15 protein-coding genes and 1 pseudogene are annotated in these 17793 nt (G+C 48.1%); 12 read left to right on the top strand and 4 right to left on the bottom strand.

Going from position 1 to position 17793, the window contains the following annotated elements:
• The first annotated feature begins 627 nt into the window (after positions 1 to 627).
• From EV202_RS06690 to glmM, 8 genes and pseudogenes are all read left to right on the top strand, one after another.
• Positions 628 to 1772, top strand: a pseudogene (locus EV202_RS06690) (PDDEXK nuclease domain-containing protein).
• Between the two features lie 21 nt (positions 1773 to 1793).
• Positions 1794 to 2216 carry a DUF6398 domain-containing protein gene (locus EV202_RS06685; RefSeq protein ID WP_131926269.1) on the top strand — a complete coding sequence of 141 codons (423 nt, stop codon included), beginning with the start codon at positions 1794 to 1796 and terminating at the stop codon, positions 2214 to 2216.
• Between the two features lie 14 nt (positions 2217 to 2230).
• A complete protein-coding gene (locus tag EV202_RS06680) occupies positions 2231 to 2500 on the top strand; it encodes a helix-turn-helix domain-containing protein (protein ID WP_106069196.1) in 270 nt (89 codons plus the stop codon).
• Between the two features lie 318 nt (positions 2501 to 2818).
• Positions 2819 to 3469, top strand: a complete 651-nt coding sequence (rpe, locus tag EV202_RS06675) for a ribulose-phosphate 3-epimerase (protein WP_106070496.1) — start codon at positions 2819 to 2821, stop codon at positions 3467 to 3469.
• 16 nt (positions 3470 to 3485) lie between these two features.
• A complete protein-coding gene (locus EV202_RS06670; protein ID WP_234878255.1) occupies positions 3486 to 5564 on the top strand; it encodes a ComEC/Rec2 family competence protein in 2079 nt (692 codons plus the stop codon).
• A 105-nt stretch (positions 5565 to 5669) separates the two neighbouring features.
• On the top strand, positions 5670 to 6707 hold the full coding sequence (locus tag EV202_RS06665; protein ID WP_131926267.1) for a DHH family phosphoesterase: 1038 nt from the start codon (positions 5670 to 5672) through the stop codon (positions 6705 to 6707).
• 102 nt (positions 6708 to 6809) lie between these two features.
• A complete protein-coding gene (locus tag EV202_RS06660; RefSeq protein WP_106069194.1) occupies positions 6810 to 7421 on the top strand; it encodes a DUF4827 domain-containing protein in 612 nt (203 codons plus the stop codon).
• An 18-nt stretch (positions 7422 to 7439) separates the two neighbouring features.
• The gene (gene glmM / locus EV202_RS06655) at positions 7440 to 8828 is read left to right on the top strand and encodes a phosphoglucosamine mutase (protein WP_131926265.1); all 1389 of its coding nucleotides are present in this window, start codon (positions 7440 to 7442) and stop codon (positions 8826 to 8828) included.
• Positions 8829 to 8956: 128 nt separating this feature from the next.
• Here the strand turns inward: glmM and EV202_RS06650 are convergent, their stop codons facing one another.
• Together EV202_RS06650 and EV202_RS06645 are read right to left on the bottom strand one after the other, a co-directional pair.
• A complete protein-coding gene (locus tag EV202_RS06650; protein ID WP_106069192.1) occupies positions 8957 to 9454 on the bottom strand; it encodes an NUDIX hydrolase in 498 nt (165 codons plus the stop codon).
• 8 nt (positions 9455 to 9462) lie between these two features.
• Entirely contained in the window at positions 9463 to 10692 is a 1230-nt protein-coding gene (locus EV202_RS06645; RefSeq protein WP_131926263.1) for an S-adenosylmethionine:tRNA ribosyltransferase-isomerase, read from the bottom strand.
• A 148-nt stretch (positions 10693 to 10840) separates the two neighbouring features.
• Here EV202_RS06645 and EV202_RS06640 point away from each other — a divergent pair, with 148 nt between their 5' ends.
• Complete coding sequence (locus EV202_RS06640; protein ID WP_131926261.1) at positions 10841 to 11974, top strand: DUF2027 domain-containing protein; 1134 nt, start codon at positions 10841 to 10843, stop codon at positions 11972 to 11974.
• 35 nt (positions 11975 to 12009) lie between these two features.
• On the opposite strand, the gene EV202_RS06635 is transcribed toward EV202_RS06640, so the two are convergent.
• Entirely contained in the window at positions 12010 to 13839 is a 1830-nt protein-coding gene (locus EV202_RS06635) for a MutS family DNA mismatch repair protein (RefSeq protein ID WP_131926259.1), read from the bottom strand.
• Positions 13840 to 14130: 291 nt separating this feature from the next.
• On the opposite strand from EV202_RS06635, the gene EV202_RS06630 reads away from it, so the two are divergent.
• Both EV202_RS06630 and EV202_RS06625 read left to right on the top strand, forming a co-directional pair.
• Positions 14131 to 14787, top strand: coding sequence for a DUF6563 family protein (locus EV202_RS06630; RefSeq protein ID WP_106069188.1), 657 nt, complete (start codon positions 14131 to 14133; stop codon positions 14785 to 14787).
• Between the two features lie 23 nt (positions 14788 to 14810).
• Positions 14811 to 15263 (top strand): DUF6078 family protein, encoded by a 453-nt coding sequence (locus EV202_RS06625; protein WP_106069187.1) that lies wholly within the window; start codon positions 14811 to 14813, stop codon positions 15261 to 15263.
• On the opposite strand, the gene EV202_RS06620 is transcribed toward EV202_RS06625, so the two are convergent.
• Positions 15239 to 15505 carry a hypothetical protein gene (locus EV202_RS06620; RefSeq protein WP_131926257.1) on the bottom strand — a complete coding sequence of 89 codons (267 nt, stop codon included), beginning with the start codon at positions 15503 to 15505 and terminating at the stop codon, positions 15239 to 15241. The genes EV202_RS06625 and EV202_RS06620 overlap by 25 nt on opposite strands.
• A 240-nt stretch (positions 15506 to 15745) precedes the next feature.
• Here EV202_RS06620 and EV202_RS06615 point away from each other — a divergent pair, with 240 nt between their 5' ends.
• Complete coding sequence (locus tag EV202_RS06615) at positions 15746 to 17746, top strand: urocanate hydratase (RefSeq protein WP_131926255.1); 2001 nt, start codon at positions 15746 to 15748, stop codon at positions 17744 to 17746.
• Positions 17747 to 17793 lie beyond the last annotated feature (47 nt).

Below are 17793 nucleotides of genomic sequence, written 5' to 3'. Positions count from 1 at the left end.
TTCTTTGTAATAAGCGGACAAAGATACATATTGTTTTGCATACGGCAAAATAATGATTTTGCTGAGAACCGAACAATATTTTCGCTTTCTTTCTTGCAGCTTCAACACTTTTGTTATATATTTCCACTCTGTTTCCGTTAAATCAGTCTGATACATCTTTTTTAAAGTTTAGTCACTTCAAAGAAAGAAACTATTCGACTGATACGGAAACTTTTTTAGAAAAAAATCAGCCATTTTTAAACAGGCTCTAAAACTATGTTTGATAAAAATTATTTTATTAACATCGGTGGCATATAGATTGAACAGTCCCAAGGCAAAGGGGTGGTTCAAAAAAAACATCCCCGTTTAAGGAAGAGTTTTAGAAGCAGATGGGTAAGCATTTTGCTAATCTGATCTGGTGGTCAGTAATCGGCCTACTGATAATCCTTCTTTAAAGGGACCTCCTGAGCAAGAGGGTAAAAGGCTCTTTTAATATGTATTGATATGATTGAACTAGAATTACAACAACACCTGTCTCGCGAGTACCCACAGGAGAATACTCGGTGTGAGTGGAAGGAACTTAAGAATCTGAAGAACTCGTTCTGTGGGGACGAAATAACAAGAATCTAAAAGCTTTTTTATAGCAATATGGATACAAATAATGAAATGATTCCTTCAAGGGAGAAACTTGCCAATGCTGTGCAAGTTATAAAGGATGCCATTCTGCAAAGTCAACAGAGAGCATTGGGTGTGGTAAACCAAGAACAGCTGGCTTTGTATTATGGTGTTGGAAGATACATCTCGGCCAATACTCGAACAAAGAATTGGGGCAAGGGATTTGTTGAGGGGATTAGTGAGCAGTTACGAAAGGAACTGCCTGGACTCAGAGGTTTTTCGGCACCCAGTTTGCGGAAAATGCGTACTTTCTATGAAGAGTGGAGACTGCTTTCTGATGATTCGTTCGTTGAAACGAACAAATTACCCAATGACGATAGCAATTCGTTCGTTGAAACGAACAAATTGCCTTCTGTTCAATTTACGATGGCATCGAATTTCCCCATTGCAGCATTCATGAACATTGGATTTAGCCACCACTATGCGATTCTCAGTAAGGTGAAAGATGTGGAACAGCGAAAGTTCTATATCCAATTCGCTGCTGACACGAAGGTTAAGGTTGAAGATTTGGAAAAACTAATAGAGGATGATTTATACAGCCATCAAGGTGATCTGCCAAATAATTTCAGGCGTACCATCCCCGACCAATTGCAAGCCTATCGCGCCATCACGATGTTTAAGGATGAATATCTGCTGGACTACATCAATACGGAAGAATTGTTTGTCCGTGACAAAGACCGTGATGAACGGGTGATAGAGCAAAGCATTATCAATAACGTGAAGAACTTCATCATGACTTTTGGACGGGACTTCACGTTTGTCGGCAATCAATACCATTTGGAGAAGTTCGGCGTGGAGCAGTTCCCTGATTTGTTGTTCTTCAATAGAGAACTTTCAGCCCTTGTTTGTGTGGAACTCAAAACGGCCCTTTCAAAACCGCCTATTTGGGGCAATTGGCAGGCTACTTGCGCATCCTTGATGACGAGGTTCGCAAACCCAATGAAAATCCTTCAATAGGAATCATCCTCTGCAAAAGTGCAAACAAGAGGTTCGTGGAATATGTCATCCAGGACTACGATAAGCCAATGGGCGTAGCAACGTACAAGACTTCAGCAGAGATGGATGACAGACTAAAGAAACTCCTTCCTCCAGTTGAGGACTTGGAAAAACTGTTATAAACGAACTTTATAGTCGAAGATATGGATAAGCAACAATTAAAAGAAAGAGAAGTAAAGGTAATAGAACTTGCAGTAGCCTTTTGTAACGAGCACTTGGATGAAGAGTGCGCAGAGCTATGTACAAAACTTGTGCAGAAACTGGGACGCAAGCGTTCCTGCCCACTACAATCTGGAAGGATTGAGATATGGGCAGCTGCTTCTGTATATACCATCTGTAGCATCAACTTCATGTTCTGCAAAAGTTCACGGTTGAGCACATCATCATCTGAAATTGCGGAGCATTTTGGGGCAAGTGGCTCAACAATAGCACAGAAATCGAGAATTATCAAAGACTTGCTGAAGATAAGCAACGTCTTTGACCCCGATTTCTCTTTGAAGGAAATTGCCGATAACAATCCATTCAATCATCTTGTGATGAGAAATGGTTTCATTTTCTTTGATTAGCAAAAGGTTCGGATATGATATTTGGAAAGAAAATAAAAGAGTTCAGAGAGGAGCATGGCCTGTTGCAGCGACAGCTGTCAGCAGCGTTAGAGATTGACACCCCAATGTATAGCAAAATAGAGCGTGGTGAGCGTAAGGCAAAACGCAGCCAGATTCCCATCATGGCAAAACTCTTCGAGATAGACGAGAAAGAACTACTGACCATCTGGCTCGCAGACAAGATTCTTGACACCGTCGAAAACGAGGACGAGATAAAGAGCGGTGCCATACTATGCACAGAATGAGATCAATGCAGAACCATAGCCGTTTTGTGCAAATAGCGGTGTTAATAAATCTTTAATGGGATTCCTCTCCTTGAAGGAGTGTTTAAGGCTAAATACAACTAAAATGAAGAAGCCAATGTGTTGCTATATCATTGGGAACATCGTGGTATCATTATGCCTTTGTTTAGAGTAAAGTGAACTGGTACACAGTTAAATACAATCATGAGTAAGACTCAGCGTGGGAACGATAATGGACAACGGCGACTTCGTTGTTGGCTGATTGAAAACTTTTCTCTACATTTGTGCATCAATAAAGCGGTAACTTTAGATTGTAGCATTATGAAACCAATCATATCCCCTTCTATCTTGTCGGCCGACTTTGGCAATCTGGCAAGAGACATTGAAATGATAAACCGGAGTGAGGCGGAATGGGTGCACATCGATATTATGGATGGTGTGTTCGTGCCCAATATCTCTTTTGGATTTCCGGTATTGAAGTATGTGGCGAAGCTGTCGCAAAAACCGCTGGATGTACATCTGATGATTGTGCAGCCGGAGAAGTTTATTTCGGAAGTAAAGGCACTGGGCGCCCACGTAATGAATGTGCACTATGAGGCCTGCACACATCTGCATCGAGTGATACAACAGATTCGCGAAGCAGGAATGCAGCCGGCTGTGACGATTAATCCCGCCACTCCCGTATCTTTATTGAAAGATATAATAAATGATGTGTACATGGTTCTTATAATGAGTGTCAACCCCGGATTCGGCGGACAGAAATTCATAGAGCACTCTTTGGAAAAAGTGCGTGAACTGCGTGAATTGATAACAATCACCGGCTCGAAAGCCTTGATAGAGGTGGATGGGGGCGTGAATCCGGATACCGGAAAACGATTGCTTGCTGCCGGAGCCGATGTACTGGTGGCGGGTAATGCCGTTTTTTCGGCTCCCGACCCTATGGAGGCCATTCGTACATTGAGAAATTTATAATTCGTTTTTTTGATTGATGATCGACAGTTTGCAGCAACATCCTTTTCTGCGACTTTTGATTCCGTTGGCGATTGGAATTTTGTGCGGAGATACGTTTCCCCATGCATGGCCTGCATGGGGATATTTGTTGCTCTCCCTGCTTTTCGTCTTGATGGTGTGTCGATACAAGCATTCCGACAGTTTGTATGGGGCGGTGCTCTTTCTTTTTCTTGTTGGTACGGGCTATTGCTTGATGAGTCGGCAATTGGAGAAAACTGCGTTCTTTTTTCCGGAGAAGGAGGTTGCATATAAAATCCGCATTCAGGAAATACCGGAAATAAAGGAACGTAGCGTGCTGTGCCGCACAATTCTGCTGGGAGATATAGCCGGAGATACGGTGGCGGACTGCAAACGGAACAACCTCTTTTTGATTTATTTTACGAAAGACTCTGCCTCGACAGCTTTGCAGCGGGGAGATGAATTGTTGATATATACCCGCCTTTCCCCTCCGCTCAATAACGGTAATCCCGATGAGTTTGATTATGCCCGCTACCTGAAACGGAAAGGGTATAGCGGTACGGCTTATGTGGCCGGCGGACATTGGACGAAAACGGGGCACGATGCGTCCCGCTCTTGGAACCGGATGGCATCGGACTATAGGGCAAAGGTTGTCTCTTTATATCGGCGGTTGGGGATTGGAGGTGACGAATTGGCTGTGTTGTCGGCTTTGACAGTGGGAGACAGAGAGGAGTTGAGCGATGATATTGTTGAAACTTATTCAGTGGCAGGTGCTGCCCATGTGTTGGCACTTTCCGGATTACACATCGGCTTTCTCCATGCACTGTTCCGGTTTCTTTTAGGAGTCTTGTGGAGGCGTTGGAAATGCCTGAAGTTTTTTCTACATCTTCTCATTGTTTTGTTTTTGGCAAGTTTTGCCTTTTTCACCGGGCTGTCTTCTTCGGTAGTCAGGGCGGCCATCATGTTCTCGTTTTTGGCGTTGGCCACCATGCAGCATCAAAAGCCTTTGACTATGAATACCCTGGCTGCGGCAGCTTTCTTCATGTTATTGTGTAAGCCTTCATGGCTTTTTGATGTCGGTTTTCAATTGTCTTTTTCGGCTATGGCATCCATCCTGCTCGTGCAACCTAAACTTTATGCTCTGTGGAAGGTCGAACATCGCTTTTTGCGCTATGTATGGGGATTGTTGACTGTTTCCGTTGCGGCCCAGTTAGGTACGGCTCCATTGACCCTGCTTTATTTTTCCCGTTTCTCTACTCATTTTCTGCTTACCAATCTTTGGGTTATTCCTTTGGTGTCGCTCATCTTGTATTCGGCAGTGTTCCTTCTGATGCTTACCCCATTTCCTTTTGTGCAACATCTGTTTGCGGAGGTGGTAGAGGCATTGGTGCGTATGCAGAATGCCACGCTCCGATGGATAGAACATCTTCCTTTCGCTTCGATAGACGGTATTTGGATGGATAAATGGGATGTGCTGCTGTGCTTTTTCTTTTTGGGGGCAGTCTGCTACAGTAGCACGCATCGCACAGCCCGCAACATCCGTTTTTCATTCTTTGTTTTGCTGTTGGCCGTATCCTATCACTCCCTTTCTGCCATATGCCATGTCCCCCGGCAGAGCATTGCTTTCTATAATGTACGAGGGTGTCCGGCTGTTCATTGCATGACAGGCAGTCGCCATTCCTGGCTGGTAACACCCGACAGCCTGTCTGATGTGTCACGTCTCTGTCGCGCTCTTTCTCCTCATTGGAACAGGCTGCATTTGGAATCCCCTTGTCTTGTTACCGGAGATTATGCCACTTCTGAATTGCAGGTGCGGAATGGGATGGTGCTTTATGCAGGTAAACGGATCTGTTTCTTCCGGGATGCCGACTGGCAGAATAAAATATCGGCTTCCCCCATTTCTGTCGACTACCTATATCTTTCCAGAGGCTATAAAGGGCGAATAGAAGAGTTGGTCTCTTTGTTCTCTATCGCTACGGTGGTTGTTGACGCCTCCCTTTCAGACTATTACCGGGATAGAATAATACACGATTGCATTCGTTTTGGAATCTCTTATATTTCTCTTTCTACAAAAGGTTCTTACCGTATTCTGTTATAAATCACAAACTTTTCGTACTTTTGCCTCCCAAACTTATGGCAGACGGATAGAATTGTTCTCGCCATGTGGAATCGTACAACGAAAATAACAAATCATAAATAAAAGATGTTGACCAAAGTTATAGAACAATCCAAGATAGACCATTTCACCAAATGGATAGATCGTGCAGACAAAGTCGTTATCGTTTCTCATGTAGGCCCTGACGGAGATGCTATAGGTTCCTCTTTGGGGTTATGGCATTTTCTTGATTCGCAGGGCAAGACTGCAAATGTTATCGTTCCGAATGCTTTTCCTGATTTCCTGAAATGGATGCCCGGAAGTAAAGATATTCTGCTTTACGACCGCTATAAAGAGTTTGCCGACAAGCTGATAGCTGAAGCGGACGTCATCTGTTGCCTTGACTTCAATGCCATTCACCGGATTGAAGCCATGGGAAGTGCCGTGCTTGCCTCTCCGGCAAGAAAAATACTGATAGACCATCACCTTCACCCCGAATATTTCTGCAAGATTATCATTTCTCATCCCGAAATATCCTCGACCTCGGAACTCGTCTTTCGTCTGATTTGCCGCATGGGTTATTTCAGTGATATTTCCAAAGAAGGAGCAGAGTGTATCTATACGGGGATGATGACCGACACCGGTGGATTTACTTACAACTCCAACAATCGTGAAATCTATTTTATTATCAGTGAACTGCTATCAAAAGGTATAGACAAGGACGATATATATCGTAAGGTCTATAATACCTATTCCGAAAGTCGTCTGCGGCTGATGGGGTATGTTTTGTCGCAGATGAAAGTATATCCCGACCATCATGCGGCTCTTATTTCTTTGACTAAAGAGGAGCAGGGGCGGTTCGACTATATTCGGGGAGATAGTGAAGGCTTTGTGAATATACCGCTAAGCATCAAAGGAGTCGTTTTCTCGTGCTTCCTGCGTGAAGATACGGAAAAGCCGATGATAAAGATTTCTTTACGTTCGGTCGGTACATTTCCGTGCAATCGCCTGGCAGCCGAGTTCTTCAATGGAGGCGGGCATCTGAATGCTTCCGGCGGTGAATTTTACGGGACAATGGAAGAGGCCAGGGATGTCTTTGAACAGGCTTTGGAAAGGTACAAGCCGCTGCTTTGTGCCAAAGGATAAAAAAAGTCCGGTTGTAAAGGTTAAAAGTTACGAACTTTCTACTTGCCGCTTTCAACTTTCAGGGAAATCAGATACTTTTGTACAAATTTACTAATATCAGAAATGAAGAAACTTACTTTATTCTTTTTAGTTTTGTTCGCTGTCGGTTTTGCTTTTCAGGCATGTGATAATACCAAAACCTATGCCGAGATGTTGGATGATGAGAAAGATGCCATCAAAGCGTTCATCAAAGACAGTAATATTGTCGTTATTTCCCAGAGTGAATTTTATGCGCAGGATTCGACGACGGATGTGAGCAAGAATGAATACGTGCAATTGGCCAGCGGGGTATACATGCAGATTGTGGATAAAGGTTCTGCCAATCCCGCCGACTCGATAAAACCCAATGACTTGATTTTGGTGCGCTTTGAGGAACGAGGACTGATAGCTGTCAACGGTGTGAAGTCTTATCTTTCTAATCTGCACGAACCGACGATTGTGGACGAGTTCAGATATACGGTCACCTCTTCATCCATTGCCGGGCTTTTTCTTCAAGGATATATGCGGGCGTCTTATGGCACGTCTGTACCTGCCGGTTGGTTGGTGGCTTTAAGTTATGTTCGCGATGGGGCTCACGTAAAACTGATTGTCCCGTCCAAAATGGGACAACAAAAGGCCATGCAGCAAGTTTATCCTTATTTTTATGACATACATAAATTCCAGATTTGGAACTAATCTTTTAATTATTAACCTATGACTCTAATCAAATCTATCTCAGGGATTCGTGGAACTATTGGCGGAAGTGCAGGCGAAGGATTGAACCCGCTCGATATTGTGAAATTTACTTCGGCTTATGCCACGCTGATTCGTAAAACGTGTACTGTAAAAAGCAATAAAATCGTAGTAGGGCGTGATGCCCGTATTTCCGGTGAAATGGTCAAAAATGTAGTGGTCGGTACTCTGATGGGTATGGGCTGGGATGTGGTAGATATTGATTTGGCTTCCACCCCGACTACCGAACTGGCTGTTACGATGGAAGGTGCCGGTGGAGGTATTATCCTGACCGCTTCGCACAATCCCAAGCAGTGGAATGCTCTGAAATTGCTGAATGAGAAAGGGGAGTTCCTGAATGCTGCCGAAGGACAGGAAGTACTTCGTATTGCTGCTGCCGAGGAGTTCCGCTATGCCGAGGTTGATCGGCTCGGTTCCTATCGCAAGGACTTGACGTACAATCAAAAGCATATAGACAGTGTGCTGGCGCTTGAACTTGTAGATGTAGAAGCCATCAAAAAGGCCAACTTCCGCGTAGCTATCGATTGTGTAAACTCTGTGGGGGGCATTATCTTGCCGCAGTTGCTTGAGCAGCTTGGAGTTCGGCATGTAGAGAAGCTCTACTGCGAACCGACCGGAGACTTCCGGCACAATCCTGAGCCTTTGGAGAAAAACTTGGGTGACATTATGAACCTGATGAAAGGAGGTAAAGCCGACGTAGCTTTTGTTGTAGACCCTGATGTGGATCGTTTGGCCATGATTTGCGAAGACGGTAAGATGTATGGCGAAGAATACACGTTGGTCACTGTGGCGGATTACGTTTTGAAGCATACTCCCGGCAATACGGTTTCCAACTTGAGTTCGACCCGTGCTTTGCGCGACGTGACCCGCAAATACGGACAGGAATATTACGCATCTGCCGTAGGCGAAGTGAACGTAACCACCAAAATGAAAGAAGTGGGCGCCGTTATCGGTGGTGAAGGCAATGGCGGAGTTATCTATCCTGCCAGTCATTATGGTCGTGATGCATTGGTGGGTATTGCTCTGTTCCTTAGTCATCTGGCGCACGAGGGCAAGAAAGTGAGCGAATTGCGTGCCACATATCCTGCATACTTCATGGCAAAGAACCGGGTGGATTTGACTCCCGAAACGGATGTGGATGCCATTCTTGCCAAGGTAAAAGAACTCTATAAGAGCGAAGATATCAATGATATAGATGGTGTGAAGATTGATTTTCCCGACAAATGGGTACATCTGCGCAAGAGCAATACAGAGCCGATTATCCGCGTTTATAGCGAAGCTTCCACACCGGAAGCCGCAGAAGAAATCGGACGGCAGATAATGAAGGTGATTGAGGACTTGGCCAAATAAGGCGGAGTAAAAAAGAGAACCATATAGCGAGTAGGCTCGAAAATTATTCTTTAGATAATAAAAGCACGGATTTCTTGGATAATGATTGCGTTCCTGAATGAAATCCATGCTTTTATTGTTATTGTAGTTTAGAGGACTTTATCTATTTCTCCTTCAAAATTTGGAGTGAATACATCTTTTCCGATGTTGGCTTTAATTTCCTCCACACTCCAGAAACGGCCGCCGTCCAGTTCGTCGCCGGGATGTATTTCGTCATCGTAGGTGGTTTTGTGGACAAAAACCAACTCCCGTTCTCGGGAGGATTCAAAGACATAGTGTGTCAGTGATTCGGGGATGAAGTCGGTGATGCCCAATTCTTCGCGTGCTTCACGCTTCAGTGCCATCTCCACGCTCTCGCCCAAATCAACATGTCCGCCTACGGACGTGTCCCATTTCCCCGGTTGTATGTCTTTCCATCCGGGACGTTTTTGCAGAAATAATTCGCCTTTGGAGTTGAAGACGTGGAGGTGGACTACCGGATGCAGTAGTTTGCTGCCGTTGTGGCATTCGCCGCGAGTGGCGGCACCTGTGATGTTGCCTTGCTCATCGACGAGAGGAAACATCTCTTGATTGTTATCGTGATTCATAAGCGGTATCAGGGTATTAATAACGACGAATCTCCATAACTCAGGAATCTGAAATCATGGTTTAAAGCATAGTCGTAAATCTTATGCCAATCTCCGTGTACAAAGGCCGAGACAAGCAGCAGCAGCGTGCTTTGCGGCTGGTGGAAGTTAGTTACCATGGCTTTTACTATCCGGTATTCATATCCCGGGGCAATGATGATTTGGGTGCTGGTGTGCAAGGTTTCCATGTGATGCCGCTCCAGATAGGCTGCGAGAGCTTGCAAGGCATCTGTGGCAGGAATGGAGGCAGTTGCGCCCGACATTTCGTAGGGTTGCCATTGCTTGACGTGCAGCTCTTCTTCCGTTGCTTCGGGATTGTTCAGCAACGTAATCCCGATGTGGTAGAGGCTTTCCAGCGTGCGTACCGAGGTAGTGCCTACGGCAATGGCTTTTCCTCCGTGGGCAATGAGTTTCTCCAATGTGCCGCGCGATACGGAGATATACTCCGTGTGCATCTCGTGCCCTTCGATTTCTTCGCTCTTCACGGGCTTGAACGTACCTGCTCCCACATGTAGCGTCAGCTCTTCCGTCTCTATCCCTTTGTTGCGCAGTGTGTACAGCACGCGAGGAGTGAAGTGAAGTCCGGCGGTGGGGGCGGCGACAGAACCTTTTATCTTGGAATATACCGTTTGATAAGTCTCTTTGTCGCTCTCCTGCGTCTCCCTGTTCAGATAAGGCGGGATGGGCAGTTCGCCGAATACCTCCAGAATGTCGGCAAAAGTCACCTCCGGATTGTTCCAACGGAAGTCTACCCAATGGCTGGTGCCACGGCATTCGCCGCGTTCGGCTGTCAGGATGATTGTCTTGCCTTTCACCGTCATTTCGCGTTTCAGCGTTCCTTCTTTCCATTTTTTCAGGTTGCCCACCATGCAAAGCCAAGCAGCGTGTTCGGTCTGCTGGAAGTTGAGCGCATAATCGTTAGGCTGTACCGGTTCCAGACAAAATACTTCAATCAGGGCGCCTGTCTCTTTGCGGAAATGCAGGCGGGCCTGAATCACTTTGGTATTGTTGAATATCATCAGGCTGCCTGTCGGAAGATAGTCGGGAAGCGAGGTGAATGTGTCTTCCGAAATCTCGCCATGATGGTAAATCAATAATTTCGACCGGTCGCGTACCGGTAGCGGAAACTTGGCGATGCGGTCGTCCGGTAACACGTAGTTAAATTCACTGATATGGATGTGTTTAGGATTCTGTTCCATGAGTATATGCTTTTTCGGAGGGCAAAGGTACGGATATTTATCGTTTTTTTCTATCTTTTTCTATTCTGTTGCCTTATCTTTGCACTGTCGGTGGCGGCTTTGGCAGCTTCTGCCGTAAATCATAATTTGAAGAACAATAAACAAGAAGATGAAAATAGGAGATAAAGTACGTTTCCTGAGCGAGGTAGGGGGCGGTGTAGTGACAGGCTTTCAAGGAAAGAACATTGTGTTGGTGGAAGATGCCGACGGTTTCGACATACCGATGCCGGTAAATGAGTGTGTAGTGATAGAGACGGACGATTATAACATTCCCACGCCGGCAGCCAAGGCGGCCGCCCAAAAGAAGAAAGCGGAAGAGCTGCCTGCTCGTCCGGCTTCGTCTGCTGTCAAAAATGCATCTTTTGGAGGGAGTGTCGTGCCCGACGAACTTTTGCACCGTATGGAGAAACCGCAGATTTCAGTCTATCGCCAACCGGAGATAAAGGGGGGCGACACGCTGAATGTCTATCTTGCCTTTGTGCCCGAAGACATCAAGGCTGTGAGCACCACCTCTTTTGAGGCCTACTTGGTGAACGACAGTAATTATTATATGTACTATACCTATCTCTTTGCCGAAGGAAAGGCTTGGACTGCCTGTTCGCACGGTCTGATAGAGCCGAATACCAAATTGCTGCTCGAAGAGTTCGAGAAATCGGCATTGAACACCCGTGAGCGTGTGGCCGTACAGTTGGTGGCTTTCAAGGACAACCGTTCGTTTGTGATGAAACCTGCGGTAGGTGTGGAGATTCGCATCGATACGGTGAAGTTCTATAAACTGCATACGTTCCGCGATTCCGATTTCTTTGAAACTCCCGCATTAATTTATGATGTTGTGAAGGACGACCGTCCTGTTAAGCAGGTATATGTCTCTGCCGAAGAGCTTCAGGATGCTTTGATACAGAAGAAAGCTTCGGACGCTCCTGCCAAACCCCAGGCCATCGTCAAGCGCGGAGGCAAAAACGAAATCATCGAGATAGACCTGCACATCGGCGAATTGCTGGATGATACCCGTGGCATGAGCAACAGCGAGATGCTGAACTACCAGTTGGACAAATTCCGTGAAGTGATGGAACGCTACAAGAACAAGCGCGAACAACGCATCGTCTTCATTCATGGTAAGGGCGACGGCGTGCTTCGCAAGGCTGTGCTCGATGAACTGAAGCGTAAATATGCCACCTGCAAGGCGCAGGATGCCTCGTTCCAAGAGTATGGTTTCGGGGCGACGATGGTAACAATCAGATGATATTCTTCAATAGTCCGGTTCTGTTCCCGGCAGATTCAGTCGGCAACGGCAATGCCCATTTTCTTCATGAGGAAGCAAGCGTTCATGTTTTGGGCTATGCCGGGACGCATACGGTATGAGAAGGTCAAACCGTCGTCTGTGATATCGGCTTCAAAGCAACAGTTGCGGATGTTGTCGGGGAAAAGCTCGATGAGAGTACCCAGCAACAGGTCGTGGGTGGCAATGATGCCATTGGCTTGCAAAGACATGAATTGCTTGATGAGGGCGAAAGAGCCTTTTTGTTTGTCCATGGAGTTAGTTCCTTTCAGAATTTCGTCGAGGATGATGAACAGTTCTTCGCCGGCGTGTAGCTTGTCGATGATAAGTTTCAACCGTTTGAGTTCGGCGAAGAAGTAAGACTCGTTGTTGTTCAGCGAGTCCGATGTGCGCAGGCTGGTGATGAGCCGGGCCGGGCGTACTTCCATTTGGCGGGCGCATACCGGAGTGCCGATGCAGGCCAGCAGGTAGTTGACGCCCACGGTGCGCAGATAAGTGCTTTTTCCTGCCATGTTGGCACCGGTAATGATGATGAAGAACGGGCGCTTTTCCATGTCGATGTCGTTGTGTACGCAGGTGTTCCGGTTCATCAACGGATGCCCCATGGAGGTGGCGCGGAAGCGGAAGGAAACGGTGCTTGTGTCCGTTCTCTCGATGATGGCGGGGTAGGTGTAATCCGGATGGTTGTAGGCAAACGTGGCCAAAGAATTGAGGGCATCCATGTGGCCGAGGGCGGTGAGCCAACGGGGCAGGTCGGAGGCATGCTGCTCTTTCCATGCTTCTATGCGCATAATCTGGCGCAATTCCCAAAAGAACAGCCCATTGAGGATGATGTACATGAATACGTTGTTGCGCTGGTCGAGTTCGTCCATCAGTTTGCTTAGCCGATGGATGGCGTGGGATGCTTTCCGCTTTTCTCCGCCGATTTCCTCTTTTATCTCTTTGAGCAGGGCAGATTGCACAGGGTGTTTCTCCATGAGGCGGAGCAGGCCGGCATACGTGGAAAGAATTTGCAGCTTCTTCCCATAGATGGCTTGTATCTTGGTGATTCTGCCGGTGAAGCTGAAACCTGCGGCAACGAAACCAATCCAGACGATGCCATAGAAGGTTGCGGGCAGGATGCCTGCCACCACAAGACCGATGCATAGGACGTTGATGCCCGTCACCGCTATGGGCAAGGCACGCAATAACTTTTTAGTCCGAAACACGGCGGGACTTTCCGCCCAAGCCTTCAGTTCCGTTTCATCGGCGCTTTTCCCTTTGTGCAGCAGACCGAGGATGCGGAAGCGTTGCCGGAATTTCAGTTCGGGAGCAAGCTCCTTGACGGCTTCCTGCCGCTTTTCGATTTCCTGCTTATCTTCCAAATGCCGCCCCATCCAGTCGGCCAGCCGGGTTTTCCCCAAGCGGGTGCATGTGCGGTTGATGTATTGGAACAAAGAGTGCGGACCGAATACATCCAAATCGAAAGAGTAGAGATGGGCGGGGTTGATAAACTCTTCACCGTCATCGAAAGCGGAAGTGTCGTAGCCGAGGGCTGCCAGTTCCTGTTCGTTGATTTCCACTTTCTTTTCCAGATAATCTTTCCGGTAGAACAGGCGGTTGTGGTATTTGATGAGCAACAGGAAGGGCAAGAGGGTGATGAGGACGATGCCGGCCGGTATCTCCCAGCTTTCGGCCCGAAAATAAATCACTCCCGCTATTCCGCCGACGAATAACAACAGCCGCAAAGTGCCGATGCGATAAATCTGCTGCTGTACTTTGTTCAGTTCCGATTTCGAATTTTCCGCAATGCGGCGGTAGGTGGCGCTTATCTCTTCTATGTTGTTCATTTCCTTGATATTTACGTGGTGATATGATGGCGCAAAGGTAATAAATGAGGACGGTTCTCACAATAGAAGTCATCGGGAACTGCCTTATCGGTCGCTACCATTGGTGGAGGGGACGTGTTTATTGAAGATGCGATGCTTATCGGAGGTGTCCTGAGGAGAGGATGGAGAAATAGTAGAAATTCCCGGATGTTGATAAATTTTTGTCTTTTTCGCCCAAATGTTTGTCTGCTTTCTATAAAAAGTGTATCTTTCGGTCAAGAAAACAAAGAATCAACAAGGAGGAGATAGGATATGAAAAAGCGGTGGATGTTAGGCATTTTGACATTGCTGTGGGTGTTGCCAAGTGCGGCACAGCAGGTAATGTATTCTAATTTAAAGGAATTGGTTGAAAACAGTGGCGATACGGTGACCACTTTGAGAATAGAAAAGCGGACAAAGAATCAGATTTATTTGACGGGAGGTGCCGATTATCGTATCATGGCAGACGATAATCCCGGACTTTGCAAATACCTGAAATCGCGCTGTTACGCTGTGCGGATAGATACTTCGTTGTATGTCAATTGCAGGAAGATGCGCTACAAGAGCTATCGTTTCGGCAATTGGTATGCACCTGCCATATGGGTGTGTGGGAAAATCTATTTCACTGCCCAACCTTTGGGGCAAGCGGCTGCCAGTACCATGACTCCCGATGATGCCACGAAACTGGGAGGTGAAGTGGGAGATGCCATTAATGCCAGCAATTTGGTAAATGCGCGTGTATATTATGAGTTGAATCCTGAAACGGGAAAGTCGGACTTTGTGGGAAGAGAGCAGATGATGCGCCTGTTGGACGGATATCCCGAACAACAAGCCTTGCTTGAGAACGAGGTAAGCGATGCGGCAGGGGTCATCGGCAAATACCTGCACTTTCTCCGTGAGCAATCTCCCTCTCCTGACCATCAATACTAATCACTTATCACTAAACACTGAACATGATATTATTGCAAAACGTGCCTCAAGGGTACGAGTATTGCTTTGCGGGTGCTGGCAAGTGCTCCAAGGCGTCTACTTGTCTGCGCGCCATAGCGGCGCGACTGCTTTCCGAGAGTGAAGAACCCCAGCCGCAGACGGTTCATGCGGTCAACCCGCTTTATGTCGGTCGTTTGTCCGACTTTTCTGCCTGCGCCTGCTATCGTTCCAACGAACTGTTGCATTATGCCCGGGGCATGACCCGCCTTTTTGACGAAGTGCCCTTGAAGCGGGCTTCCGAGATACGCCTTCGTGTGATGGGATGTTTCTCGTGCGAGCGTTACTATTATCATAGCCGCAAGGGCGAACGGCTGATTACGCCCGAAGAGCAACAGCGGATAGCCCATGTGTTCAAAGCTGCCGGACTGGATATAACGCCACGGTTCGACGGCTATGAATATGGGCTGGCGTGGTAGTTGCCTGTTGTTGTCGCATTGCCTGCACAGGGCAGGTCTGTCGCCATCGGTTTGCTGTTTTGCTGCAAGCCGATGGCGTTTTTCTTGCCTGCGGGTGGCTGAAGCGCTGCAAAGATGTCGCAACTCTGCTGCAAAGGCGTTGCAAAGTCGCTGCAAGCCTTTTGCAGTGCTACTGCAAGTATGGATGCAGTGCCGCTGCAACACTGTTGCAGTAATCGTGCAGTACCTTTGCAAGAAAGCAAACTTACATTCCGGACGTGTGCAAGTAAAAGATGTAGGGGGACATTCCTTTTATCGGAAGGCGGAGAAATCCGGAAGCCGGCTTTCCACAAGAGCGGGCATGGCATGGTAAGGATAAAAACCTGCTGACTAAATGATAAATAATCTGCCCATACTATTGCGAATATTGGGAATTATTTCTATATTGCGGCGGATGCAAGGCTGCATCTTTTGACAAATTGTAACCAACTCTCTGAAATACTATGGAGATAACCTTAAGTAAAACATTGCCTCCATATCCCTCCTTCGTCGAGGGAATCAGGCGGGCACCCGACCGTGGCTATACCCTTAATCAGGCACAGACTGCCACGGCTTTGAAGAATGCATTGCGTTATATCCCCAAGGAATTGCACGAAACGCTTGCCCCGGAGTTCATGGAAGAACTTCGCACCCGTGGCCGCATCTACGGCTACCGCTACCGTCCGCAGGGCGACCTGAAAGCGAAACCCATCGACGAATATAAAGGCAATTGCGTGGAGGGCAAGGCCTTTCAGGTGATGATTGACAACAACCTTTGCTTCGACATTGCGCTTTATCCCTACGAACTGGTCACTTACGGCGAAACGGGTCAGGTGTGCCAAAACTGGATGCAATACCGTCTCATCAAGCAATACCTGGAAGTGCTGACGCGCGAGCAGACGCTGGTCATCGAAAGCGGACACCCGTTGGGACTGTTCAAGTCGAAGCCCGAAGCTCCCCGTGTCATCATCACCAATGCCTTGATGGTGGGGCTTTATGACAATCCGAAGGACTGGCACACGGCCATGCAGATGGGCGTTGCCAACTACGGCCAGATGACGGCCGGCGGTTGGATGTACATCGGCCCGCAAGGCATCGTGCACGGCACGTTCAACACCCTGCTGAACGCCGGACGATTGAAACTCGGCATTCCTCAGAACGGCGACCTGCGGGGACGCCTCTTTGTCTCTTCCGGTTTGGGAGGCATGAGCGGCGCACAGCCCAAAGCCGCCGAAATGGCGGGGGCGGCGGCCATCATAGCCGAGGTAGATGCGTCGCGCATCGAAACCCGCCACACGCAAGGGTGGGTGGGGCACGTCACAGACTCGCTGCCCGAAGCTTTTGCACTGGCACGGCAGGCGATGGAGAACCGCCGCCCTATCTCCGTGGCCTATCATGGAAACGTGGTCGACGTGCTGGAATATGCCGTAAGCGAGAACCTGCCGGTAGACTTGCTTTCCGACCAGACTTCCTGCCATGCCGCATACGAGGGCGGTTATTGCCCTGCCGGATTGACGTTCGGGCAACGCACCCGTCTGCTGCACGAAAATCCGGAGCAGTTCCGCACACTGGTCGACGCTTCTCTGGAGCGCCATTTCAAAGCCATCGAAACGCTGGTGAAACGGGGCACTTACTTCTTCGACTACGGCAACTCTTTCATGAAAGCTGTCTACGACGCCGGTGTGCGCCAAATTGCGCGCGACGGCGACGACAAAAACGGTTTCATTTTCCCCAGCTACGTGGAAGACATCATGGGGCCCGAACTCTTCGACTACGGCTACGGTCCGTTCCGTTGGGTGTGCCTCAGCGGGAAGCACGAGGATTTGGTGAAGACCGACCGTGCCGCCATGGAGTGCATCGACCCCAATCGCCGTGGGCAGGATTTGGACAATTACAACTGGATTCACGATGCCGAGAAGAACAATCTCGTTGTAGGCACGCAGGCCCGCATCCTCTATCAGGATGCCGAAGGGCGCATGAAGATAGCCTTGCGCTTCAATGAGATGGTGCGTCGCGGCGAAGTAGGCCCCATTATGTTGGGACGAGACCACCACGATGTCAGCGGCACGGATTCCCCGTTCCGCGAAACCTCCAACATAAAAGACGGCAGCAACGTCATGGCGGATATGGCCGTACAGTGCTTTGCCGGAAACTGTGCCCGTGGCATGAGCCTCGTGGCGCTGCACAACGGTGGAGGCGTGGGCATCGGCAAAGCCGTGAACGGAGGCTTCGGTATGGTGTGCGACGGCTCCGAACGGGTGGACGAGATATTGCGTTCCGCCATGTTGTGGGACGTAATGGGAGGTGTGGCACGCCGCTCGTGGGCACGCAACCCGCATGCCATGGAGACGAGCGACGAGTTCAACCGCACGCATGCCGACGGATACCACATCACCATGCCCTATGTGACCGACGAAAACCTGATACAAAGCCTCGTCGCCGCCCCTTTCCCGAAAAAAGGATAAGAAAGAGTGCAAAGCGATGAAGTTCCCGAATGCATAGTCGATTAAAT

Source organism: Prevotella heparinolytica, from assembly GCF_004342845.1.
Lineage (GTDB): Bacteria > Bacteroidota > Bacteroidia > Bacteroidales > Bacteroidaceae > Bacteroides > Bacteroides heparinolyticus.
The sequence above is the reverse complement of the archived record's forward strand: the minus strand, read 5'-3'. Positions and strand labels throughout refer to the sequence as shown.